Origin of the sequence: Solibacillus sp. R5-41, from assembly GCF_002736105.1 — a bacterium.
Taxonomy (GTDB): Bacteria; Bacillota; Bacilli; order Bacillales_A; family Planococcaceae; genus Solibacillus.
The window spans coordinates 1,990,344-2,013,176 of sequence record NZ_CP024123.1 but is presented as its reverse complement, the minus strand read 5'-3'; the positions used below and the strand labels follow the sequence as shown (position 1 = coordinate 2,013,176).

The following is a 22,833-nucleotide window of genomic DNA, read 5'->3' as shown; positions in this document are numbered from 1 at the left end:
TCACTTTTTGCTCTCTCCTTTTAATGCATGTAATCCGTTTCTACCCACTGGTGCTTCCTTAACCCAGCGAATCGAGACAAAACGATTATTGCTAATATTTTTTACGTTCTCTAACCATTTCCGTTCAGCTTGTTGTTTTTGAATCAGTGTAGGGCTTGTTAGTTTCAAATTGGCAAATGATTGATTGACAACCCACCAATTCACGTTTAATCCAGCACGTTCTAAGTCCTCTTGCAGACGTGTTGCCTCGTAAACCGGGGTTGCCTCTGGTAACGTCACAATTGCCACACTTGTATATTCATTATCACGTAAACGAGGCAATAAATTCGAAACCGCCACTGGCACTTCCCCTTCTGAGCGGGAAATTTCCTTATGATAGCTTTCGGTTGCATCCAGTAGCAGTAACGTATGCCCTGTTGGTGCTGTATCAATGATAATCACTTCATCTTGATGTGTTTCCACAAGGTTCGCAAACGCTCTAAAAACCGCAATTTCCTCTGTACAAGGAGAAGCTAAATCTTCTTTCACAAATGCTAATCCGTCTTCATTCATTATCTCACTAGCCTTAGCAAGCACTTCTTCTTTATAGTTCGAAATTTCAACTTTCGGATCAATCCGACTAACTGTGAGACCTGCAATTGTTTCCTGGCCAAATGTCCAATTTAAATGAGCTGCAGGGTCTGTCGTTGTTAAATGCACACGCATACCTTCTTCAGCTAATCGAAGGGCAATATACGAAGCAACCGTTGTTTTCCCTACGCCACCTTTACCCATCGTGAAAATAATTTTTGGCTTACGCTCCACGTAATCAGAAATCATATCTTCAAGGTCAGGGATTTTTAAAAAGGTAGTGCTTGATGAATCGGATGTAAGTCTTTCATCATTCATCCACGCTTTCATTCGTTCGATACTTGATAAAGAATACGGAACAAACGGTAAATAATAGTGGTCAAACACCTTTAGTTTTTCAGGCATATGCGCTAAAGCTAGATTTTGCCGTTCATAATAAGCCTGTTCAATTGGATCATCACTTTCCGACTGTAAGTACCCATTAATGATTAATTGCTGATTACGCAGCCCAATATCATATAATTCTTCTGATGCACGCTCTGCTTCCTTTAACGGATTTGCATCAGGTCGTGTCACGAGTATTAACGTTGTTTGTGTAGGATTTGTTAGCTGGGCAACCGCTTGTTTATACACTTCACGTTGTGGTTCAAGCCCTTTTAATGGACCAAGACAAGACGTACCAGTCGTATTTTCATCTAAAAATGTTGACCACGCTGACGGTAATTGAAGTAACCGCAGTGTATGCCCTGTTGGTGCTGTATCAAAAACAATCGTATCGAACTGCTTCGTATACACTTCATTCGTTAATAACATCGCAAATTCGTTGAAGGCAGCAATTTCTACCGTACATGCACCCGATAATTGCTCCTCCATATTTTGAATCACAACTTCCGGCAATTTGCCCCTATATGGACCAACCATTTGTTCCTTGTAACTTGCAGCTGCTTGCTCAGGATCTAGGTTTAGTGCATAAAGATTTTCTGTACCGTTTATTTTTGTCGGTTCATTGTTTAATTTTTGGTCGAAAATATCCTGTAAATTCGAAGCAGGGTCTGTGCTAATTAGAAGGACTTTCTTTCCTTCTGTTGCTAATGCAATCGAAAGACTACTTGCAGTCGATGTTTTACCGACACCACCTTTACCTGTAAAGAATAAAAATGGTGTTGTTGGAAAATGCTCACTTGTGAAACGTTCCATTACTCCTGCACTCCAAGAGATAGACGTACTTTCGGCTTTTTCACAAGCTCTTCTTCGCTTAGTCCTGACCACTCAGCAAACTGTGCAGTAGTTGGGTAACTTCCCTTTAAAACAAGCTCGCCACCGACGAATGTTGCAGGTAAACAGTCCATACCTTCTGTCATTAGCAAGTCATTCACTGCCTTATTTGCGACAAAAACATCTGGATTATTTGTTAAATTAAATCGTTCTGCTGTAATTTGCGTATTTTTTAAGTTATTTAATACGAAAGACATGCGCAGTAACTCCGGATCAATGGCTGGTCCACATACGCCTGTTGGACAGCACATCGCTTGTTCAAAAATTTCAATTTTCTTCATGACGGTCCCCCTCCGAACATCTATTTTTTTAGTTCTTCATTCACGAACTGCTCAATGCGTAATCCGATTGCATCACGCACTTCTTGGAAAACAGTCCATTTTTCTTCGTCTGTACCTTTAGCTTTTGCTGGGTCTTCAAAGCCCCAATGTTCACGACGAACCCCTGGAGGTGTCATCGGGCATTTATCTGCTGCATCGCCACAAAGCGTCACCACTAAAGTTGCTTTATTTAAAATTTCTTGGCTAATTAAATCCGATGTATGGTGTGAAATATCAATGTCTACTTCATTCATTACTTTGATGGCATTTGGGTTAACACCATGCGTTTCAATACCAGCTGAATATACTTCCCAATCTTCTGGTAATAATTTTTGCGCCCAACCATCAGCCATTTGTGAACGACATGAGTTTCCTGTACATAAGAAATAAAGTGTATTTTTTGTCATATAAATAAACTCCCTTAACTAAAAAATATTAATGTAATGTAAAGCCCAATTAACGTTAAGATTAAGATTGGCACCGTTAACACAATCCCTGTTTTAAAGTACGTTCCCCATGAGATTTTCACACCTTTTTGTGACAGTACATATAACCAAACAAGTGTTGCGAGTGACCCGATTGGTGTAATTTTCGGTCCTAGGTCCGAACCGATGACGTTCGCATAAATGAGTGCTTCACGTAATGTGCCATTTGTAGATGTTTCGGCAATCGCTAATGCGTTGACCATCACAGTTGGCATATTGTTCATAATCGATGAAAGAAAGGCTGCAATAAAGCCCATACCGACTGTAGCCACAAATAGTCCTTGCTCTGCTGTCCATTCAATGACACTTGCAAGCATTGGCGTTAACCCCGCATTGCCGAGTCCATATACGACGACATACATCCCAATCGAGAAGAACACGATGTTCCAAGGTGCGCCCTTCACTACCGCTTTTGTGTCAACGACCGCGCTTTGACGTGCCATTAATAAGAAGAAAATCGCTACTAGTCCTGCAACAATTGAGACAGGCACACCGATCAACTCACTTGAGAAATACCCAACAACTAAAATAGATAACACGAACCAAGACAACTTAAACATTTTCATGTCTTTAATCGCAAGACGAGGCACCTTTAGCATCGATTCATTGTACTCACGTGGAATCGATTTGTTGAAGTAAATGAGTAACACGGCAATTGTCGCCACGAGTGAGAATAAATTCGGAATGACCATGCGTGAAGCATATTCAACGAACCCAATGTCAAAAAAGTCCGCTGATACGATGTTTACTAAGTTACTCACTACAAACGGTAAACTCGTCGTATCGGCAATAAAACCACTTGCCATAATAAACGGAAAAATCATTTTTTCGCTAAATTGCAAATTACGTACCATCGCCAGGACAATTGGTGTTAAAATCAAGGCTGCCCCGTCATTGGCGAATAAGGCTGCAACACCCGCGCCAAGCAAGCTGACATAGACAAACATTTTAATACCGCTTCCCTTTGCAGCACGTGCCATATGTAATGCTGCCCATTCAAACAAACCAATTTCATCTAAAACAAGTGAAATTAAAATTATCGCAATAAACGATAACGTAGCATTCCACGTAATATCTATTACTGTACCGACATCTCCAAAATCAACAACACCTACTAAAAGTGCTATCACAGCTCCTGTCATTGCAGACCAGCCAATGTTAAGGCCCTTTGGCTGCCAAATAACAAAAATCAGTGTCACGATAAAAATGAGTGCCGCAATGAAAAACATATTCAATTATTAACCCTCCACACATACACAATCAATTTTACAACCACAAGTCCAATCTCCATCGATGGAAGCCAGTATGCTTTGCATTAACGTAGTTTGATTCTCATGAATACGATAATGCTTCCATGTTCCAACTTTACGCTCTGCAATGATGCCAGCCTCTTTTAACTTCCTTAAATGCTGACTAACCGCTGGCTGTGATATACCTAATACATTCGTAAAATCACAAACACATACCTCTCCTTTTTTTAAACAAGCAAGGATTTTCAATCGGTTCGCATCTGCGACAGCTTTTAATTGTTTCTCAATTAGTTCAATTTCCATTTTCACACCTCCATAATTATATAACGATATACTTATATTATGTGGTAGTGATGATTTTTGCAACCACTAATACGCAAAGTAATATTGTAAAGATGTCACATTATTTTCAAAATCAACTTCTTCTCCTTTGTTAAGATATAGTAACAACAAACTAAGTTTGTCACTCTTGTGAATAATTTTATGAATATTGGATAAATCTACATTAAACGATAATTAGCATTATTTATACGAATAATCCACTTTTGAACGATAAATTATAGGAAGCATCCGATAATTAGAAAGTTGTGACCAAGGTATATATATATTACGACCGTGTTCCTAATTTGTAATTGAAGTAAGGGCACAAATGACTTAGCAAGCTTCCCTAATGTACATGGACAAGGACTTGGAGTCATTATAAAAAATAAATGCTTAATACTCTTAACTTTAGGCAAAAGTAACAAGACTCGATGTCCTTGTCCTTTTACAGTATGGACAAGAATGTCCATACAACTAAAATTACTATTGAGGAGAGAATAAAAGAAATCAATAAATATAAAAAAGCATAAGCTTTTTACGCCTACGCTTTTTCAAAAATTAAGACATCGTTATTCTTTTACAAGCTATTTTTGCTGCTGGAACTCCAACACCAGCACCAAGTGCTGCATCTACTGATTCTCCCCAAGAACCACTGCTAGCCTTAATTTCTTTCCCTGCTGTCAAAACTCCCTCTGCTACAATTTTAACACAATCATAATAGTCTGGATTAGGATTACTTTCAAGATACTGTGCAGCTAAGTCGTCTGCTTTCTTTTGTATTGAAAGTCGACCTGGTTCAGCCAATGAACTAAAAACACTCTCAGCTTGCCCACCAAAATGTACTATTTCGTCGTTAATGTCTCGACCAGTACGATGTATTTCTCCCATTTCAGATGACATATTTAGTCCTCCCAATCCTTGAAATTTGAACTTTTTAAGTTCACAAATATTTTATCCAACTGAGATTGTTCTTATCCATCAACAACTATTTCTTATTGGTTTAAATAAAAAATTTAACATGTCAATTACTTTATGGCGATACAAGCTCATGGTGCTGCCCTTTCAGTTCGATTCTATAATGTCCAAACGTTTTTTTTCTTTCATCAGAACTTAGATCTCCAGAGCGTTGATAGCCAAATGTAGAGATACCGTTATCATTAATTTTCCAATCATAGACCTTACCTAATGTGTCAAAGCCGTAATAAAATCCAGGCTTACCTAAATAATCGGAAAACCATTGTCCATTGTTAAACGTTGCAGATTTTAAATTACTTGTTTCATGAGCATCAAGTATACCACGCTCATATCTCGTCAAATAATAGACATCGTTTAAATATGTTTTTACTGCCTTTATCGGTGCTTTTTCAATTGCTACCCTTGTAATCACTTCTCCATCCACACGGTATAATATAGATTCCCGCGTTGTGTTATAGGCATAATTCAAATAAAAATGGCCCATATCTGTATTAAACCAAATATCTCCAAGTCGAACCGAGTTTTTATCCTCAATCAATTCCTGATAAACAAAAGGCTCAAAATAATAGAAATCATTGCTAACTAATAAGTGACCGTTTTCTTTAATGATTGCCATAAAACGATCACTATAGACAATAGATTTCCCTTCGAATAGTAATTTAACGGCGCGGATAATATTAAAGTTTTCGATTGCTGAGGCGTTAATATCTCTAATTATAATCAAACTATATGGTTGAATTTCTGCTTTTTTTAAATAGACTACTTTTTTATTAAATGCCTCACCAATATCCCTTAAAGGAATATACGTTGTATTGTTGTAAATGCTTGCAGCCACATCCATTTCGCTTGATTTCTCATTTATAGAAATATTATTCTCCCCTATTTTCAGTGATATGGTTTTATTAGCGTGTTTAATAGTAATGACCTGATTTTTTGTATTATACTCTACCTTTGCACCAAATCCTTCAGAAATAAAACGAAGGGGTACTAATGTTCTGCCATCTTTAACAATCGGCTGAACGGCTGATACCTTCTGCCCATTAATAAATGCCATGGAACTTTCAGAAGAAAGAATCATACTATTTTTCAAGTCAAATTCTGTTACATCTTTATAAGAGTCATAAAGATTTTCTGCGTGTGCCGTGTAACCAAAAGCTAGGAACAATGTAAAAGTAAAAAATGTGAGAATAACTTTCACTTTCATTACTACACCTCTCAATAATGAATTTTTTTAAGATGCAAATATCCCAAAATTACCAATATATGTCTTATCCACAGTGTACACTTTTCCGTCAGAGGTTGCTACCTCCTAATGGCCATTCTTCTGTCGTTACTTTACTACCTGATGTAATGGTAACCAAATTTTCTTAGCGATTTTTATATTTCATTCCACAAGCCCTCACTTGATGATATTTAATATTCCATAGTTGTAGTGTTGGAGTTGTACCCTGTTGCTTGTAAAGCAGCCATGATTAGACGTCAAGGAGCACATGAAAGTAACTAGCGATTTCTTGATTGCATTAAGAAGCCCAATTTCTCAACGGTTGTACGTGAGAAATTGGGCTTTATGCAAATGCTCTATTGGGCACTCTAGCGTTACTGCAGGACGCGTTGTTCTTAGCTAGATCACCCTATTTTATGTAATGCTGCCCATTCAAACAAACCGATTTCATCTAAAACAAGTGAAATTAAAATAATCGCTATAAACGATAATGTCGCATTCCACGTAATATCAATAACTGTGCCGACATCTCCTAAATCAACAACACCTACAAATAACGCAATAACAGCACCTGCCATTGCAGACCAACCAATGTTCAGTCCCTTTGGCTGCCAAATTACAAAAATCAGTGTCACGATAAAAATAAGTGCCGCTAATAAAAACATATTCAATTTTTAACCCTCCACACATTCACTATCAATTTTACAGCCACATGTACACTCTTCATTAATGGAAGCAAGTACATTTTGCATTAACGTTGTTTGCTTTTCTTGGATCCGGTAATGCTTCTACGTGCCAACTTTACGCTCTGTAATAATCCCTGCTTCCTTTAATTTGCGTAAATGCTGACTCACTGCAGGTTGAGAAATACCAAGTATATCCGTGAAATTACAAACACATACCTCACCCTTCTTTAAACAAGCCAATATTTTTAATCGATTTGCATCCGCCACAGCCTTTAATTGTTTTTCGATTTATTCAATTTCCATTTCCACAACCTCCATCACTATATAACGATATACTTATATTATAACTAAGTAAAAATGGATGCAATCTCATTCTCATATTTTTCAACTAGCAAGCTCATTGTTTCTCCGCGTACATGTATTTTTCACAACTGTATCTGCCATCAAAACAGCTTTCCCTAATTCAAATAACGTAACTGTTGAACCGTACCTGTGTGATTGCTATCACCTTTACAATGGAAATAAATATTTTGACCTTCATGATAAGCATTCGCTATTTGATTAAATCGAATAAAATATAACAAGTTAGCACATAACTAATTTCAGTTATCTTTTTTATTTGTAAAACAATTCAATAATAGAGAAAATAAAGGAGGATTCTTGTAGTGGATATTTCAGAAAATGATAACCTATCGAAAGAAACGACAGCTCAATTTCTTTCTACATCTCTCCTGAAAAATATACAAACCATAAAAGATTCACTAGGTAATAGTAATGATATTATTATCCGTGAATTTATGATTGGAAAACCTATTGAGATACCAATAGCTATTATCTTTACGGATGGTCTTGCCGATAATACTTCGATTACAGATTTTATACTAGAAAATATTATTAAAAATTTTGAGATACAATCTGAAACAACCTTACAAGATATTGAATTGCGATTAAAAACTCAGTGTTTATCTGTGGGGAGTATAAAAGATATAGTTGATTTCCCATCATTGTTTAACGCAATTTTAAACGGGGATACCGTAATATTACTAGATGGTAGCTCAAAAGGCATCTCAACAAGTACAAAAAATGCCAAAGACAGAGCCATATCAGAGCCTGCAACCGAGTCTGTAATTAGAGGACCTAGAGAATCCTTTACGGAAACTTTAAGAACCAATACCGCCTTAATTAGACGTAAAATTAAAAGCCCCAACCTTTGGATAAAATCTAGAGTTATTGGTAAAGTTACGCAAACGGAAGTAGCTGTAATGTATATAAATGGCATAGCAAATGAAGAAATAATTCAGGAAGTACTTGATAGATTAGATCAAATAGACATTGATAGTATATTAGAGAGTGGTTATATTGAACAATTAATTCAAGATTCTAAGTTCAGCTTATTTCCTACTGTTTTTAATTCAGAACGCCCAGATGTAATTGCTGGAGACTTACTTGAAGGAAAAATAGCCATTTTAGTAGATGGTACACCATTTGTGTTAATTGTACCTGCATTATTCACGTCTTTTTTGCAATCTGCAGAAGATTATTCTCAAAATGCATTTGTCAGTTCGTTTATTCGTCTTATTAGATTTTTAGGAATTAGCCTTGCATTAGTTGCTCCTGCTCTCTATATTTCTCTAACGACTTTTCATCATGAAATGATTCCAACACCCTTACTCATTAGTATATACGCACAAAGAGAAGGTGTTCCATTCCCTGCATTTGTTGAGGCAATAATTATGGAAATTGCATTTGAAGTTTTAAGGGAAGCAGGTTTAAGGATGCCTAGGATGATTGGACCCGCAATCTCTATAGTAGGAACATTAATCATTGGTCAAGCAGCCGTCGAGGCAGGAATTGTTTCAGCAGCTATGGTTATTATTGTAGCTCTAACGGCAATAAGTAGTTTCCTTTTTCCAGCATACGGCCTATCTAATTCTATACGTATGTTACGCTTCCCTTTAATGGTCTTAGCAGCTATGTTTGGACTTTTTGGAATCTTTATAGGACTAATGTTACTAATTATTCATTTATGTAGTTTACGTTCATTTGGCGTCCCATACATGAGCCCGTTTGCACCTTTAATTCCTAAAGATCAAAAGGATGCATTAATAATACTCCCTCGTAGTTCATTACTTACTCGTCCTAGATTGATTAGTCAAACTAATAATGTGAGAGGTCGTAAAAATAAGTGAGAATTAAATGATAAATGAGGTAACTCAATGAAAAATAAACTATTCATTTTAACAATCATCTCTCTACTTTTAATTTTAAGTGGTTGTTGGAGTAAACGTGAATTAAATGAATTAGCTCTTGTTGCCGCGCTCGGTATTGATTATATAGATGGTGAATACGCCATTTCTGTACAAGTAATTAACCCAGGACAAGTTTCCTCCAATAAACCTGGAGAGGGACAAGCACCAGTGGTCACCTACCACGGTAAAGGAAAAACAGTATTTGAAGCGATTAGAAAATTATTAGCAGCTTCCCCGAGAAAATTGTATTTTGCACATATGCAAATGGTTATTTTCGGGGATGAATTGGCAAGTACTGGATTAAGGGATGCCGTTGATTTTCTAGCTAGAGATCAAGAGATACGGAACGATTATTCTGTCATCATATCTAAACAAGCCACTGCAAAAGATGTATTAAATGTACTAACGCCTATTGAAAAAGTTCCTGCCAATAAAATGTCAAATTCATTAAAAGGTGCGGAAGATGCATGGGGCTCAACATTGGAAGTTGATATTGATGATTTAATGTCAGCTTTAGGAGGAAAGAACCCCTCTTTTGTAATATCAGCCATTGAAGTTCATGGGGATAAAAACTTAGGAATAGACAAAACAAATGTAGAGAGAGTTGAAACTCCCGTACTTCTTAAATTTACTGGCCTCGCAATTTTTAAAGAGGATAAATTATTAGGTTATATTGATGAGTATGAAAGTAAAAGTTTTAATTATTTAAACGATAATATTAAATCAACAATTGAAATTATCTCTTGTCCTTCAGGTGGCGAGTTAACAACCGAAATTACTCAATCTAAAACGAAAACGAAAGGGATAATTAAGAACAGCCAGCCTACAATCAATATTAGCATTGATATTGTTCAAAATGTCGCCGAGGTCAAATGTGATATTGATTTATCAGAAATAAAAATGATGGATTGGATTAATAATCAAACTGAGAAGTACATTAAAAAAAATATTACTCACGTGCTGGAAATTCTCCAAGAAAATTATCAAGCAGATGTACTTGGTTTTGGTGAAGCGATTCGTCGTGCAGACCCGAAAGAATGGAAAAAAATTAGTGACAACTGGCAAACGATTTATCCTGAGGTAGAAGTAAATGTTAAGGTTAATGTCAATACACACGGGTTTGGGACTATTAAAAACACAAAATTAAAGGAGTAAATATTGAGATGTTAATCACCTTAGGCATATCAATAGTATCTATTGCTATTATTTTTTTCGAACTTCCAAAATTAAAAAAAGGCAGTACTAAACTAATTTGGACATTCTCTATTTTGTTAGTTATGGGGACGTCATTAAACATTGCTATAAATTTAAATGCCATTAATAGCAGCCCATTGGACCCAATTATGTATATTTTTCAACCAATCAGTGACTTTTTAAAAGATACATTGTTAAATAAAAATAATTCATAAGAGGAATATTATGGAAAAACAATTAATAAGCTCACGACAATTCACAATAATTGTTATTCTCTATACAGTTGGAACAGGAATATTAATTATTCCAGCAAGCTTAGCTCTAGAAGTACATCAAGATGCTTGGATTGTAGGAATAATAGGTACTCTACTTAGCTTACTTTTAATAAAGCTATATATCATTTTTTCAAATATATTGGCGACCCATTCTTTTGTAGAAGCAACTGAAAAAATTTTAGGTAGCTTTGTTGGAAAATTAGTTTCTCTAAGTTTTGTGCTGTTAACACTTTTATCATCAGGAGAGTTAATCTACTTTATTGGTTATTTCCTACAAACAGAGGTGATGCCCGAAACTCCGCCAGTAGTATTTTCTATACTTTTTATGATTATTATTCTTTATGCGGCCTATCAAGGTATAGAAGTTTTTGCTCGTACTTTAGAAATACTGTTTCCAGTTTTTTTGTTCATATTTATTATTTTTTTGTTCTCCGTTTCTCCACAAATTGATATTAAAAATGTGCAGCCGTTTTTTGATGTACCCATTCAACCATTCATATATAGTGTTTTACATTTCATGGGTTTGTTTTCATTTCCATTAATTGTTCTATTAATGATTTTTCCTTCTGCTATTAATAATCTTCAATCTGGTAGAAAGGGTTTTTACATTGGCACATTAATTGGTGGTTTAATTGTAACAGCCTTTATCGCTTTATCGATATTAGTATTGGGCGTAACCAATACATCTTTAAGAACTTTTCCAAGTTATACATTAGCACAAAGAATTTCGATTGGAGACTTTTTACAACGCATTGAAATTATTATGGCTTTTATGTGGATGGTCACAATATTTGTACGAGCTTTTATGTATTTTTACGCTTCTTTATTCGGTATAAGTCAAATTCTTAAAATAAAGGATCCTAGACCGTTAATATTACCACTTGGAATGCTAGCTGTGGCTCTTTCTCAAATTATTCATTCAAATATCATTCATTCCGATAAATACAACCAGGAGACTTGGCCACTAGCTATAGGTATTTTCTCTATTATTTTGCCATTAACATTGCTTTTAATCGCTAAATTAAGAAAAATCAAGACGAAACAAAGCTAATCAAAATAAAGCACTTCCCTATACGTCTATCGTATGTGGAAGTGCTTTCGTTTATTGTTTTAAAATACGCTTACATGCCCTATTTATTGTGCATAATCCCCTGTATAGTTGACAAGTGAACAAGAATGCACGCCTTCAATGCTGTTTAATCTATTCATAAAGCCTGTATTATCATCTACTAATCGAATTTCTACAGTCATTTCAATAAATCCATTGCGGATTGTTTTTGATTTTAACTTCGTATTTAATTTTTGCAATGTTTTACGAACATCTTCCATAGCATCCTCATTATGTTGGAGAATTAATAAATACGTTTCACCACGCACTTTTTTCTTCGATAACCAGGCTAATGTTGCACCGAATGCAAGCGAGCCCATAATTGCCAACGGATACATTTGCGCACCGATCGCAATTCCTGCAGCAATCGACCAAAACATGTACACGATATCTAATGGATCCTTCACAGCTGTACGGAAACGAACAATACTTAGTGCACCAACCATCCCTAGAGATAGGACGATATTTGTGCTGATTGTCATAATAATGAGCGTCGTAATCATCGTCATCAAAACGAATGATACATTATAGTTGTAGCTATAGACAACACCACGGAAACAACGCTTATACACCCAGTAAATAAACATCCCGATACCGAACGAGCAAAGTAAACCAAGAGTAATTTCTATATAAGAAAAACTAGCAAAAGAATCGAGCGCGAGTACACTTTTTTTAATGATATTTTGAAAATTTAATTGATCATTCATTATAAAACTCCTTTAATAGCTGCTTTGTGGAAAAATTGAATCCTGTCATTTATACTTTGAAATATTGAATCGTTCTTTCTCGACAAAGGACATATTTTGAAATGGCAGATCGAGTTAAACGCTCTGGCTGTAATAATTGTCGAATGACATCTGGTAAGAAATCATCATATTTTACTTCTAAAATAACTTGTTCTGGATAAAGAATTTCTTGATACACAATGTTTTTATCAAATAAGTCGATACCATTACTGCCTGCACGCAATTCTTTATCGAAAGTGATACGGATATTCCCTAGCTCATAAACATAGGCCTCACGCGTATAATCAACAATCACGCGAGGTTGAAACTGCCGGAACTCTAGGGCACGGTAAAAGTCCTGAATCAGCGCTTCTGTCCGCTCTTTTAAACAACCATATTCGCCGCGCAAAATAGCATCATAGTCCTCCCGAGTTAATGGCGCCGCCTCTTTATTAATATAATCACCGTATTTACTCTTTCTTTCTAATTTGATAATCGCATCATTCTCGTTATAAATACGAATTCGATATTTTTCTCGCCCAAAAATCCCATCATTTTTATCGTAAATACTGTGATCATGCATCCCATCAAAGTACAAACTACGAATATTATAGCCTTCTGGACTCGTTGCATGCTTATCTAGTGATAAAAAGCTAGAAACCTTTTTTCGGAGCGCAATCATTTCAAAATACGTAATATAATATTTTAGTTCGTGCCGAAAATTTTTATTTTCAATCGCCATTACTCCACCTCAAATCGTAAAACACCAAAATGATAAATGTTTGTTTCTTCATCGTCATACAGCTCGAAGGAACTTTGTGTATTTCCCTGTGAGTCTGTCACTGTGACTTTCCAATAATAAACACCATTTTCTAGTTTTGGTGTTCGATATTCATTCATACGTAAGCCCTTTTCTGAATAGAGCACTTGCTGCATTTCAGGATCTCGTGCAATCGCCACATCATAATAAAGATCGTCCCCTTGTAAATCAAATGATACTTCCCACCTAAAGACATGTTGATTGTCTTCTACTGGAATCTCTTGTGACATAAAGAATGGTTTTGGTTTTTCGAGATCCTCATAGTACCGTTCTAAAGAATTTTTAGGTGTATCAATAATACTTCCTAAAATTTGATCATAGTTTTTACCGACGATCGGTAAATATTGATTGTCTGGGAAGCGTTGGACATATGGTTTTACTAAAGGTACGTATAAATCCAATTGTTTTTTTACAGTTGCCTCATTAATATACGTTGCGTTTAATTCTTCTAATTTGGCTGTTAATTTATCTACGTTTTCTTGTACTCGGAAATAACGATTAAATAAACGATTTCCCCAGAAATTGCTTATACCTGCTTGATATTCCTTCAAGAAATCTTGGCTACGTCCTGCATCCCACCCATCATCATAATCCCAAGGTAAGATGAGCCATGTGTCTAAATTTAAAGGTGAATAGATGAAGAAGTTATTGGCATCTGTATCCATATTGTCCATTAAGATGTTAATAGCTGCCCACGTAAGGATGTTTTCTTCATCAAAATGACGTTCTATTACTTCGTCAATCGGTATACTGTAATTATTTACATCATCCAGCATCGTAATTAACTTATCATGCTCTTCCCGCCCTTTAATTTCTAAAACGGATTCAAATGCTTTTTTATCATATTTTTCATCTGTATGCGCGCGTATTTGATCTGGATATCGGTTAAATTCGAATAATGTTACTTTATACAGATAGCCATTTGGATCAAAAAGATGGTTACGTAAAAACTGTTTGTTTGGTTGTTCAATATGTGTATACAAACCATAATCCTCATAGCTCGTTGACCCAGCAGTTGTATCTTTCACATAAAGATGAACGAATTGTGTGCGTAAACTTGAAATATTCGGGATTGGTTCCATTAAATCGAAGCTTAATTTATTTAATAATCTACTTCCATCTGAAACATGTTTATTTAAATTAATTGTTCTCTGATCATTCCAAGTACCCGCGCTGTCCATCAATTTAATTTTGTATGATTTTTGTGGTTGTTTACGCGCTGAGTTTCCTCGGATGCTAATTTTACCATTAGCTTTTGTTTCATTTGCCCCAAACATGCCGGCTTTTGGCCCAGCACCATTTGTTTCACCTTCTGATACGATAATATCTAATTTTTCTTCGCTATATCGTTCTGAAATTCGATTTAACCCGTACCAATCAAGTTCAGGATTGTTTTCATTTGGTAAAACCGTTACATATAGTGTTTTGATTGAGTCATCTTGATCTCGTTCGTAAAGTCTTTTATCGTCAATTTGAATGCTGTTCGTCAAGGGTGCCGTTACCTGCCCTGGATCCTTTAACGTCTCATCCGTTTCTGTTTTTTCAACACAACCAGCTAAAGTTAATGTCAGTAATAAAAGTAATGTTAGTGCTGAAGAATTTTTTTTCAAAGTTTCACCCAATTTCATTTTAGATCCGATCGTCATTAAAGGCTGTGGACAGAAGGTATAGTAATCAATATTTTCTGCTATGTAAAGCAAGCGGAAAAATGTGAGACACAGCCCGATAAACGAAGCCATAAACATACCCATACCATGCAAGTTTAATCCCATTGTGATATATGTTAAAATAGCGTTCAAAACAATAAAGGTCGCACTGATTGCTAATATACCTTTTCGATCGTCGAAGTACATAAGAATATGAAGTAATAAAAACATCATTATAAAGAAAAAGTACGCAATACATAAAATAATAAATAAATCTAATTGTTCCATAGAGAATCCAATTTTCGGCAGAAATAAGATGCCGAGCGCGATTGATAATGTAGTAAAGAGCAATTGAATTTCTGCTAAAAAACCTGTTTTATGAACAATCACTTTTTGCATGCGCTGTTTAGCTTGCTGTATACTCTCATATGTTCCCCCATCAAGAATATTTTTATAGTAATTTAAAAACTTTTCATAAAAATCAGTTTCTATTATTACAACAAAGAATATTAGGGAGGGCAAAACTGATAAATACGCATAGAAAACGGATACATCATAGAGCGGCATAAGTAAAAACTGATCTGAAACTTGTGTGTTATTGTCTGCAAATAACCAATAAACAATATTGTGAATATACACACCAGAATAAATGAATACCCCTGTAATCATAGCTCCAGGATATGTTTTTAAAGTCCGCAAAAATTGAAAATAATCACGTTGTTCATTGCGTGGAAAAACATGTTCAAAATGGAAGGCCGACAAAATAATAATACTTGCAAAACCGATATTCATGCCAAGCAGTGCAATAACAACAGGATCCCATGACGTAAAATTAAACAACAGATAGCTCGTCACGACGGAAAGAATCATTGCAATTGCAAACCCTCTGAAGATGCGCTTATAATCCTTTAATGCAGATAAGAAAACATTTTGCATCCAAATGACAATAAGTTCAATAAAATAAATATACGCTACAATTTTATAGACAATATGCTCATTAACGCCCCATAAAAACAAGGCAGCAATAATGGCACCAATCGGTACAATTACAACTAAACTACCATAATATGCTGTAATAATTTGCTCGTATTTGCGTTCATATATTTTATCCGCGATGAATCTTGTTACGAGCATCGACAAACCAGAAGTAACGATGATCGAAAACACAAAGCTATAAGCGATTGTCGCTATAAATAATTCATTTTGTAGGAAGGAACTATTATTTTCACGCATCATTAATTGCTGGGCGAATACAAGTATTAAACAGAGAATCATAGGACCGACTGTCGTCATCGTTGAATAGCTATACGCCTTAATATTTTGAACTAGCCCCTGTTGTCTATACAACTTTCGTAGTTCAAAACCGATTCCAGCCATTTATATCACCGTCCCTAACTCTTTATAAATTTCTTTGTAACTCGTAATAAATGCTCGGCGTGTGTAATTACTAGCAACACGGTTAAAACCATTTCTCCCCATCTCGAGGCGTAGCGGTTCATCTAAACAGAGCTTCATTATGAAATTCGCCATCTCTTCATAGTGCATCACAGGTACGATAAATCCTGCTGGACCGAAAGAATCATTTGAGTCGCCTTCAATTAATTCTCGACAGCTCCCAACATTAGTTGAAATAAAAGGCTTACTACAAGCAAAGCCTTCTAAAATGGCTAAAGGTTGTCCTTCACTAATACTTGACAGTAAAAGAAAATCAAGGTTGCCTATATGCTCTTTAATATTGACCATTCCTGTAAATGTAATTTTTTGTATGTTTAGTAGTTCTACGAGATGCATACATTCCTCATAGTATTCCTCGTTTTCTTCAGCAGGTCCCATAATAAACAATTCAACATTTGATAATTGTTTTTCAACTAATGAAAAAGCTTGGATCATCATTTTAATATCCTTAATCGGAACAATTCGCACAATTGCACCAATACGTATTGTGTTGTCCTGGACCGTCCGAACAACTTGATTGTAATCATTAATATCAATTCCATTCGGTATGATTCGTATGCGCTCTGGTTCACAACCGAGTTCAATTTGAATCTCCTTATTCCGTCCGAATAAAGTAATAATTTCGTCTGCTAATGAATATATAGAATTAGATAATGTGTAAAAGTAATTAATCCATAGATCTTTGAAATAACCCTTAACCCAATTGGCTTTAATAATTTCTTCTTCCCGTTCTCGCGAATAGATACCATGTTCAGTTAAGATGAGTGGCTTATTGTAAATAACTTTCGCTAAGGCACCAACTACTCCAGCGTAGCCCGTGGAAACGGTATGATAAATATCAGCTTTTGGTAAATCATCGCGCATTAACATGAATAAAGGTAAAATCATCGAGCCTACTGTCCAAAATAGCTCTGTAAATGGGACATGCGTATACTTCGTTTTTGCTAAATGTTCTACTAATTCATAATAGTCCTTGCTCGATAAAAATTCCCCAACATTAGTAAAATTATCACTTCTAATAAGAAAAAATAATGCTTCCCAGTCCACATTATTAGAACCACTTACTAATGAAATTAAACTGTTTCTCTGAACATCATTTAAATGATAGCGTTTCCCCCACTTTGCTTCTTCACTTAAATGCGCGTCTAAAAAAAATTCGTGCACTTCAATTAAATTTGGGGGTAGTGTATATTTAAATTGCCCTTGCTGCTTACGGTCAGCAGCAATAGCATAAATGATGAATTCATGTTCTGGCATAGCATTCATCAAACTATGAATCCAGCTAGAAACGCCACCCGTTACATAAGGGTAAGAGCCTTCTGCGATTAAACAAATTCTCATATGCATTTACTCCTTTAATGTCACTTCAAATTGAGCTGCTAATGCCTTGATTAAATAAGTACCGTCGTCAATTTTAGTAACCTCACAATTTTCTAGCCTTCCAATTTTTTTATCAGTTCGTAAAATAAAATGTTGTTCATCCAAATAGTTTTCAATGTTCCCTTTAACGACATTATTACTTTTTTCTATTGTACTCGTCGTTTGCAAAGTAGAAGCAATGCCCATCGCAGCTTCCGATGCCTTCATTGCACGTAGCCAAGGATAGGTTTCGTGAACATCTTTCATAAATGCATCGAATTCTTTATACATTTCATTCCAACTACCTCCGGATCGGTCCGTACTAATAATATCATCCGGGTGAATAAAGTGAGAAAATACACCAATTCCCGTTAACGTATTGGCAATGGCCCAATCATCCGAATCATTGCGTACATAGCCGGAAGAAATACGCGGCATTTCAATAATACCGTCTTCTGCAACTTCGAACTCTTGAACGTAAGATCTATTGGTAAGATCCTCTAAATACAAGGAAGAAATGGTCGTTAATTCAGGCCAGCTATTTTTTAAAGCTTGGCGCCCTACTTCTGACAACACATTTGAAGGCGGAACATAGGTCGTTACTTTATAAGATGGGAAGGCTTGTTTAGTATAGCTTTGTAACTCGCGAATTGATTTCTCCATATCCTCGCTACTTGTCCATGCATTATAACCAAACGAAGAAGCAATATTTTGATCCATCGTAAGAGATTGGTGATTATATCCATGGAAGCCTATTTCCCCACCACTTTGAATCAATACTCGACCAAAGGAAATTAAATACACATACTCCTTGTCCTCTACATTATCGAATGGTGGTGTTACATTATCTAAATAAGACTCAATGATGGCACCGGTATATCGAATATCTTCATTTGCTGCTGATTTCAACATATTTGGCCACCAAACCGATTGATAGAAGGACGCAAGACTTTTCTTGTATTCTTTATAAATCAGATCATTTCGCTCTTTTGCTATAGGGGATGGGAAGTCATCTATGAAAAAGACTTTTGTATTAAATATAGGATAAACATAGTCTGGTTCCATTAAACTAACCGCGCCCGTAATCAATCCACGAGAAGATTTTTCAGATAATAAACCGCCGTTAAATACCATGAATGTCCCTTCTCCGTATTCCGCTTTCCATAGCAATGGATTTTTCGTTGTACTTTCCATAAAAATGGTCGCCTCACTAGTTAACGCAACCCCTAAACTGACATCATTTAATGATTCTTCTAAATATGTTTCCCCAGTTGTACCAATAAGAAGATTCGATACCATATGCAGACCATTTGTCATAACGAAATCATCAAAATCTAATATGCCCAATTTACGATACAAAATATCGAAATGTGCATCCATTTCGAGTACATTCATTAAAAAGAGCTGTCCGCCAGCTGATACATAGTTTTCAATATCCTCTACTGTCCCGAGATCCTTTAAATAAGGAGTACTTAACAAAATAGTAGGACAACGATCATAATCTACCTGACCTTTTGCTACATCGTAAGCCCGCGTGCTTTTTTGCATATATTCAAGGGCCTTTTCTGCATTATTTTTAATAGCGACGGATGTTTCATCATATACAATACAATACGATGGATTGTTCATATCACTCGTTTGCTCTTTATTCATATTAGCCGAAACTACTAATTCCTTCATTTCCAAAATGTCTTCATTATCTACCATTTTTAATACCATTTGAGTTCTTGTTATTTGCAAAATAATCCCACATAAAAAAAGCAATACGGCAATAAAGATAACCTTTTGATTAGTCCATAGCCATTTCATCTGTAATATTCACCCCAGTCGACCAATAGCGCACCGTTACCAACGCTTCATTTGTTAATGTAATGGGTGCATTTTTCAAATTATTTAATACGCTTCTAAATTTAGAAGCTGATTTTAGTTCACAATAGATTGCTAACAATTGTAAATATGGCTTTTCAGAAAGTGGATAGTGCTCTTTAAATAAAAGCGCCGTTTGCTCAGCAGCCTGTAGCTCGCCAAGTGTCAATTCCATATCTATTTTTTCGTTAAATAACGCTTCCGTTGCCTTATTATTTTCAATGATTGACTGTATGACTTGAATATAAGTCATACGATAATTTTTTGTGGATTGCTTATCCAAGAAACCACTTTGTAAGTATTCTCTGATTACTTGAACATATGTTAATGCCACATGCTGGTCCTGTGGGTTTTGACTAAATTCCACCGATAATTTTTGCAATAACAGTGATAGTTCGCGTTTTACTTCTATTACTGCAGTTACGGCATAGTGAGACGTTTCAGTATCATCATTCGTAACCGCTGTTTGTAAAATATCTAAATACTTCATAGCATCTTGTTTTAATAGGTCCAACATGACGCGACGACGAGTCGTAAAATCACTAATAATTAGAGCCTCTTCAATCGAAACAACCGCTAATTCACGATCTTTTTCGATGGTCAATTTTGAGGAACGTAACTCTATGGCGATATCATCGGTTTGGGCATTCATATATGCTTCGAATTGTTCGCCTTCATTTCTAAGAAGTTTTTTTGGCCAAAGACTCGGAATAAACCAACCAATAACCGGTAAAAAAAGGACAAGTGTACATCTAAATACCCAATCCTGCAAATTACCGAGTGAAAAGAACCATAACACAAAGGCGGAAATGACAATATAGAGGAAAATAATAAACATTATGGTCATATTGGTCATAAGAGCACCCCATCATGAACTTCAGTTTCAATTCCTACATTGTTAAAACGCTTTAAAATAAACGGAATATCTTCTTGTGTTGTATTTGAAAGTAAAATATAAAGTGTGTCTTCGAAATAACTGATATAATCCGTTTCCCTTAATAATTGGTTCGCTTTTTCCGCAACTTGCTGTGATACACTAGCATCAACTTGGATTTTTAATAGTGTAAATGGCATATTGTATTTTTCTTTAGCGAGTATTTTGCTACTCAATATTTCCTGGAATACATCTGGTTGTAAGATAATAGATTGACCAATATAACGACTCTCTTCAGTAAATTGAATATACTCAAAGGCGCGGCTTAATGACGTTTCGATTAATCCTGCAATAACCTTGAATAGGTTTTCATGATAGTTCGAAAAGCTAGAGAATGGTAAATTATCAATCATGAGCACCGCTTTAATTTTATTATCGTGGAAAATTGGTGCAGCCATTACCGGCACATTTGAAAGTAAATTTCGATTTGCAAAAATTGCATTAGTGCTAATAATTTGTTGGATATAATTCGTATCCGCTACTTTTAATGAGCTCATATGAGGTTTTCCATCTAACAAATTAGAACTTGCCACGAGTCGAAGGTACGTTTTGTCCACATTTAATAAATAAATAGAGACATTTTCACATCGCATAGTCTTTTGTACAACCTCTATCGTACGCGTAAAAATCTTTTCGGGTTCGACCTCATTCAGCTCTTTCGTAATTGAATAAATTTTTCCGAAGCTATCTTCGTTATTTAAGACGCGCAATTGCAGCTCATCTTTTACATCGCGCAGTTCTTCATGAATCATTTCTAAAAAGTCATAGCGCGTTTGAAGATCATTAAGCTTTTCTTGTTGTTCCGTTATTTTAATATTTTTCCGTTGTACAGAGTAACCAACAACTAAACCAATGAATAAAAAGATGGAGATTTGGAAAAAGAACGTCGTATCATACAGCAACGAAACGATTTCTCGACCTTGACGGAAGTAATCAATAAGCAACAAGCTAATGGATAAACAAACAGCAAAGAACGCTTGTTTATTACCATAAATCGCACCTACCGTAATAATATAGAAAATCCCAACCTCAAAAACTGAGAAAATAGGAATATCCACGCTCAAAACAAACGCACTTAAAATGAAGAATAATACGGCATTTTCCAAATATGGCTTGAGAATCTTATACCAATTAGGAACTACTTTCTTTTCTTTGACAACCACTTGTTCCGATGGTTTAAGAAATGTACCCCACTCATATGTTTTTTGAAGCCCTTCTTCAAGCGAATACATCGGGACCCAGTCCAAATCTTGAATGATGCGGGTATTATTTAAAATTGAGCGCTGTATATCACCCTCACGTGACGCCACTTGAGCCGTTTCAATAGCTCCATGGAAACTTTCATAATGGTGAATAAGATCAATTACACTTGCCTCTGTATTCGTTGACAAATTATAAATACCTGTAAGCGTACTTTGTGAGGCACGGTAAATCGCAAATGCTACATCTTCTACATAAATAAAATCCCTCGTTTGGTTGCCGTCCCCATGAATAGTGAGCTTGTTATTCGTTAATAGGTTATTCAAAAATATGGAAACGACACCTCCTTCACCTTCATGCGTTTGGCGTGGTCCATACACATTCGAAAAACGGAAACAAATGGACGACAATCCTTGACTTGCTGCCCAATTACTGCAATATTTTTCCCCTAAAAGCTTACTTATGCCATAAGGTGAAATCGGGTCTGTGTTCATGTCCTCTGTTATAGGGAGTTGTGACTGCTCACCATAAACCGCTGCCGAAGAAGCAAAGATGAATTTCTTTACCTTATATTCCGTCGCAAATTTTAGCATTTGAACGAGGCCAACTACATTGCTCTGTGCATCATAGGTTGGATTATGCATCGATGTCGCAACACTTGCTTGGGCAGCTAGGTGAACGACAATATCGAAGTCATAATCCGCAAATACATCACGACATTTTGGATCATCTATAGAAAGATGATAAAATTTATGTTTAAATGGAATATTTTCGGCTTTCCCCGTTACGAGGTTATCAATAATATGCACTTCGTAACCTTCCTTATAAAATCTGTCCGCTACATGTGAACCGATAAAACCATAGCCACCAGTTATTAATACCTTCATAAGAACCCTCT

18 protein-coding genes and 2 pseudogenes are annotated in these 22,833 nt (G+C 35.8%); 4 read left to right on the top strand and 16 right to left on the bottom strand.

Annotated elements, in window-relative coordinates; all coding sequences use genetic code 11:
* From arsA to CSE16_RS22210, 9 genes and pseudogenes are all read right to left on the bottom strand, one after another.
* A complete protein-coding gene (gene arsA, locus CSE16_RS09655) occupies positions 1 to 1,767 on the bottom strand; it encodes an arsenical pump-driving ATPase (protein WP_099423702.1) in 1,767 nt (588 codons plus the stop codon).
* On the bottom strand, positions 1,767 to 2,126 hold the full coding sequence (arsD, locus tag CSE16_RS09650) for an arsenite efflux transporter metallochaperone ArsD (protein WP_099423701.1): 360 nt from the start codon (positions 2,124 to 2,126) through the stop codon (positions 1,767 to 1,769). Before arsD ends, arsA begins: the two co-directional genes overlap by 1 nt.
* A 20-nt stretch (positions 2,127 to 2,146) precedes the next feature.
* The gene (gene arsC, locus CSE16_RS09645) at positions 2,147 to 2,572 is read right to left on the bottom strand and encodes an arsenate reductase (thioredoxin) (protein WP_099423700.1); all 426 of its coding nucleotides are present in this window, start codon (positions 2,570 to 2,572) and stop codon (positions 2,147 to 2,149) included.
* A gap of 14 nt (positions 2,573 to 2,586) precedes the next feature.
* A complete protein-coding gene (locus CSE16_RS09640) occupies positions 2,587 to 3,879 on the bottom strand; it encodes an arsenic transporter (protein ID WP_172954429.1) in 1,293 nt (430 codons plus the stop codon).
* Positions 3,880 to 3,888: 9 nt separating this feature from the next.
* Positions 3,889 to 4,203, bottom strand: a complete 315-nt coding sequence (locus CSE16_RS09635) for an ArsR/SmtB family transcription factor (protein WP_099423698.1) — start codon at positions 4,201 to 4,203, stop codon at positions 3,889 to 3,891.
* 576 nt (positions 4,204 to 4,779) lie between these two features.
* Positions 4,780 to 5,121 (bottom strand): hypothetical protein, encoded by a 342-nt coding sequence (locus CSE16_RS09630; RefSeq protein ID WP_099423697.1) that lies wholly within the window; start codon positions 5,119 to 5,121, stop codon positions 4,780 to 4,782.
* A gap of 130 nt (positions 5,122 to 5,251) precedes the next feature.
* Positions 5,252 to 6,400 (bottom strand): copper amine oxidase N-terminal domain-containing protein, encoded by a 1,149-nt coding sequence (locus CSE16_RS09625; RefSeq protein ID WP_099423696.1) that lies wholly within the window; start codon positions 6,398 to 6,400, stop codon positions 5,252 to 5,254.
* A gap of 434 nt (positions 6,401 to 6,834) precedes the next feature.
* Positions 6,835 to 7,083, bottom strand: a pseudogene (locus CSE16_RS09620) (ArsB/NhaD family transporter); the annotation flags it as partial.
* Between the two features lie 9 nt (positions 7,084 to 7,092).
* A pseudogene (locus CSE16_RS22210) lies at positions 7,093 to 7,392 on the bottom strand (ArsR/SmtB family transcription factor).
* Between the two features lie 377 nt (positions 7,393 to 7,769).
* Between CSE16_RS22210 and CSE16_RS09610 the strand changes: the two are divergent.
* From CSE16_RS09610 to CSE16_RS09595, 4 genes are read left to right on the top strand one after another with little or no spacing between them, the layout of a single operon-like run.
* Positions 7,770 to 9,293 (top strand): spore germination protein, encoded by a 1,524-nt coding sequence (locus CSE16_RS09610; RefSeq protein ID WP_099423695.1) that lies wholly within the window; start codon positions 7,770 to 7,772, stop codon positions 9,291 to 9,293.
* Between the two features lie 27 nt (positions 9,294 to 9,320).
* On the top strand, positions 9,321 to 10,508 hold the full coding sequence (locus CSE16_RS09605; RefSeq protein WP_099423694.1) for a Ger(x)C family spore germination protein: 1,188 nt from the start codon (positions 9,321 to 9,323) through the stop codon (positions 10,506 to 10,508).
* A gap of 8 nt (positions 10,509 to 10,516) precedes the next feature.
* Positions 10,517 to 10,762, top strand: coding sequence for a hypothetical protein (locus CSE16_RS09600; RefSeq protein ID WP_099423693.1), 246 nt, complete (start codon positions 10,517 to 10,519; stop codon positions 10,760 to 10,762).
* A gap of 10 nt (positions 10,763 to 10,772) precedes the next feature.
* Positions 10,773 to 11,873 carry a GerAB/ArcD/ProY family transporter gene (locus CSE16_RS09595; RefSeq protein WP_099423692.1) on the top strand — a complete coding sequence of 367 codons (1,101 nt, stop codon included), beginning with the start codon at positions 10,773 to 10,775 and terminating at the stop codon, positions 11,871 to 11,873.
* Between the two features lie 83 nt (positions 11,874 to 11,956).
* Here CSE16_RS09595 and CSE16_RS09590 read toward each other — a convergent pair whose 3' ends face one another.
* Genes CSE16_RS09590 through CSE16_RS09560 form a run of 7 tightly spaced genes read right to left on the bottom strand, consistent with a single transcriptional unit; the run spans position 11,957 to position 22,822 of the window.
* Complete coding sequence (locus tag CSE16_RS09590) at positions 11,957 to 12,637, bottom strand: DUF4956 domain-containing protein (protein ID WP_099423691.1); 681 nt, start codon at positions 12,635 to 12,637, stop codon at positions 11,957 to 11,959.
* A gap of 49 nt (positions 12,638 to 12,686) precedes the next feature.
* The gene (locus CSE16_RS09585; protein WP_099423690.1) at positions 12,687 to 13,397 is read right to left on the bottom strand and encodes a polyphosphate polymerase domain-containing protein; all 711 of its coding nucleotides are present in this window, start codon (positions 13,395 to 13,397) and stop codon (positions 12,687 to 12,689) included.
* The gene (pelG, locus tag CSE16_RS09580; RefSeq protein ID WP_099423689.1) at positions 13,397 to 16,498 is read right to left on the bottom strand and encodes an exopolysaccharide Pel transporter PelG; all 3,102 of its coding nucleotides are present in this window, start codon (positions 16,496 to 16,498) and stop codon (positions 13,397 to 13,399) included. Before pelG ends, CSE16_RS09585 begins: the two co-directional genes overlap by 1 nt.
* Positions 16,499 to 17,917 (bottom strand): GT4 family glycosyltransferase PelF, encoded by a 1,419-nt coding sequence (pelF, locus tag CSE16_RS09575; protein ID WP_099423688.1) that lies wholly within the window; start codon positions 17,915 to 17,917, stop codon positions 16,499 to 16,501.
* 6 nt (positions 17,918 to 17,923) lie between these two features.
* Positions 17,924 to 19,744 (bottom strand): DUF2194 domain-containing protein, encoded by a 1,821-nt coding sequence (locus CSE16_RS09570; protein WP_099423687.1) that lies wholly within the window; start codon positions 19,742 to 19,744, stop codon positions 17,924 to 17,926.
* Positions 19,725 to 20,657: a hypothetical protein gene (locus tag CSE16_RS09565; RefSeq protein WP_099423686.1), complete on the bottom strand. Its 933-nt coding sequence runs from the start codon at positions 20,655 to 20,657 to the stop codon at positions 19,725 to 19,727. The genes CSE16_RS09570 and CSE16_RS09565 overlap by 20 nt, the downstream gene beginning before the upstream one ends.
* Positions 20,654 to 22,822 (bottom strand): NAD-dependent epimerase/dehydratase family protein, encoded by a 2,169-nt coding sequence (locus tag CSE16_RS09560; RefSeq protein WP_172954373.1) that lies wholly within the window; start codon positions 22,820 to 22,822, stop codon positions 20,654 to 20,656. Before CSE16_RS09560 ends, CSE16_RS09565 begins: the two co-directional genes overlap by 4 nt.
* Between the last annotated feature and the right edge of the window lie 11 nt (positions 22,823 to 22,833).

What these genes read in the sequence shown, in the direction of transcription:
- CSE16_RS09585 (WP_099423690.1), bottom strand. Translation starts at nt 13,397, where the DNA reads ATGGCGATTGAAAATAAAAATTTTCGGCACGAACTAAAATATTATATT.
- CSE16_RS09640 (WP_172954429.1), bottom strand. Translation starts at nt 3,879, where the DNA reads ATGTTTTTCATTGCGGCACTCATTTTTATCGTGACACTGATTTTTGTT.
- pelF (WP_099423688.1), bottom strand. Translation starts at nt 17,917, where the DNA reads ATGAGAATTTGTTTAATCGCAGAAGGCTCTTACCCTTATGTAACGGGT.
- arsC (WP_099423700.1), bottom strand. Translation starts at nt 2,572, where the DNA reads ATGACAAAAAATACACTTTATTTCTTATGTACAGGAAACTCATGTCGT.
- arsD (WP_099423701.1), bottom strand. Translation starts at nt 2,126, where the DNA reads ATGAAGAAAATTGAAATTTTTGAACAAGCGATGTGCTGTCCAACAGGC.
- CSE16_RS09600 (WP_099423693.1), top strand. Translation starts at nt 10,517, where the DNA reads ATGTTAATCACCTTAGGCATATCAATAGTATCTATTGCTATTATTTTT.
- CSE16_RS09630 (WP_099423697.1), bottom strand. Translation starts at nt 5,121, where the DNA reads ATGTCATCTGAAATGGGAGAAATACATCGTACTGGTCGAGACATTAAC.
- CSE16_RS09635 (WP_099423698.1), bottom strand. Translation starts at nt 4,203, where the DNA reads ATGGAAATTGAACTAATTGAGAAACAATTAAAAGCTGTCGCAGATGCG.
- pelG (WP_099423689.1), bottom strand. Translation starts at nt 16,498, where the DNA reads ATGGCTGGAATCGGTTTTGAACTACGAAAGTTGTATAGACAACAGGGG.
- arsA (WP_099423702.1), bottom strand. Translation starts at nt 1,767, where the DNA reads ATGGAACGTTTCACAAGTGAGCATTTTCCAACAACACCATTTTTATTC.
- CSE16_RS09570 (WP_099423687.1), bottom strand. Translation starts at nt 19,744, where the DNA reads ATGAAATGGCTATGGACTAATCAAAAGGTTATCTTTATTGCCGTATTG.
- CSE16_RS09625 (WP_099423696.1), bottom strand. Translation starts at nt 6,400, where the DNA reads ATGAAAGTGAAAGTTATTCTCACATTTTTTACTTTTACATTGTTCCTA.
- CSE16_RS09595 (WP_099423692.1), top strand. Translation starts at nt 10,773, where the DNA reads ATGGAAAAACAATTAATAAGCTCACGACAATTCACAATAATTGTTATT.
- CSE16_RS09565 (WP_099423686.1), bottom strand. Translation starts at nt 20,657, where the DNA reads ATGACCAATATGACCATAATGTTTATTATTTTCCTCTATATTGTCATT.
- CSE16_RS09605 (WP_099423694.1), top strand. Translation starts at nt 9,321, where the DNA reads ATGAAAAATAAACTATTCATTTTAACAATCATCTCTCTACTTTTAATT.
- CSE16_RS09560 (WP_172954373.1), bottom strand. Translation starts at nt 22,822, where the DNA reads ATGAAGGTATTAATAACTGGTGGCTATGGTTTTATCGGTTCACATGTA.
- CSE16_RS09590 (WP_099423691.1), bottom strand. Translation starts at nt 12,637, where the DNA reads ATGAATGATCAATTAAATTTTCAAAATATCATTAAAAAAAGTGTACTC.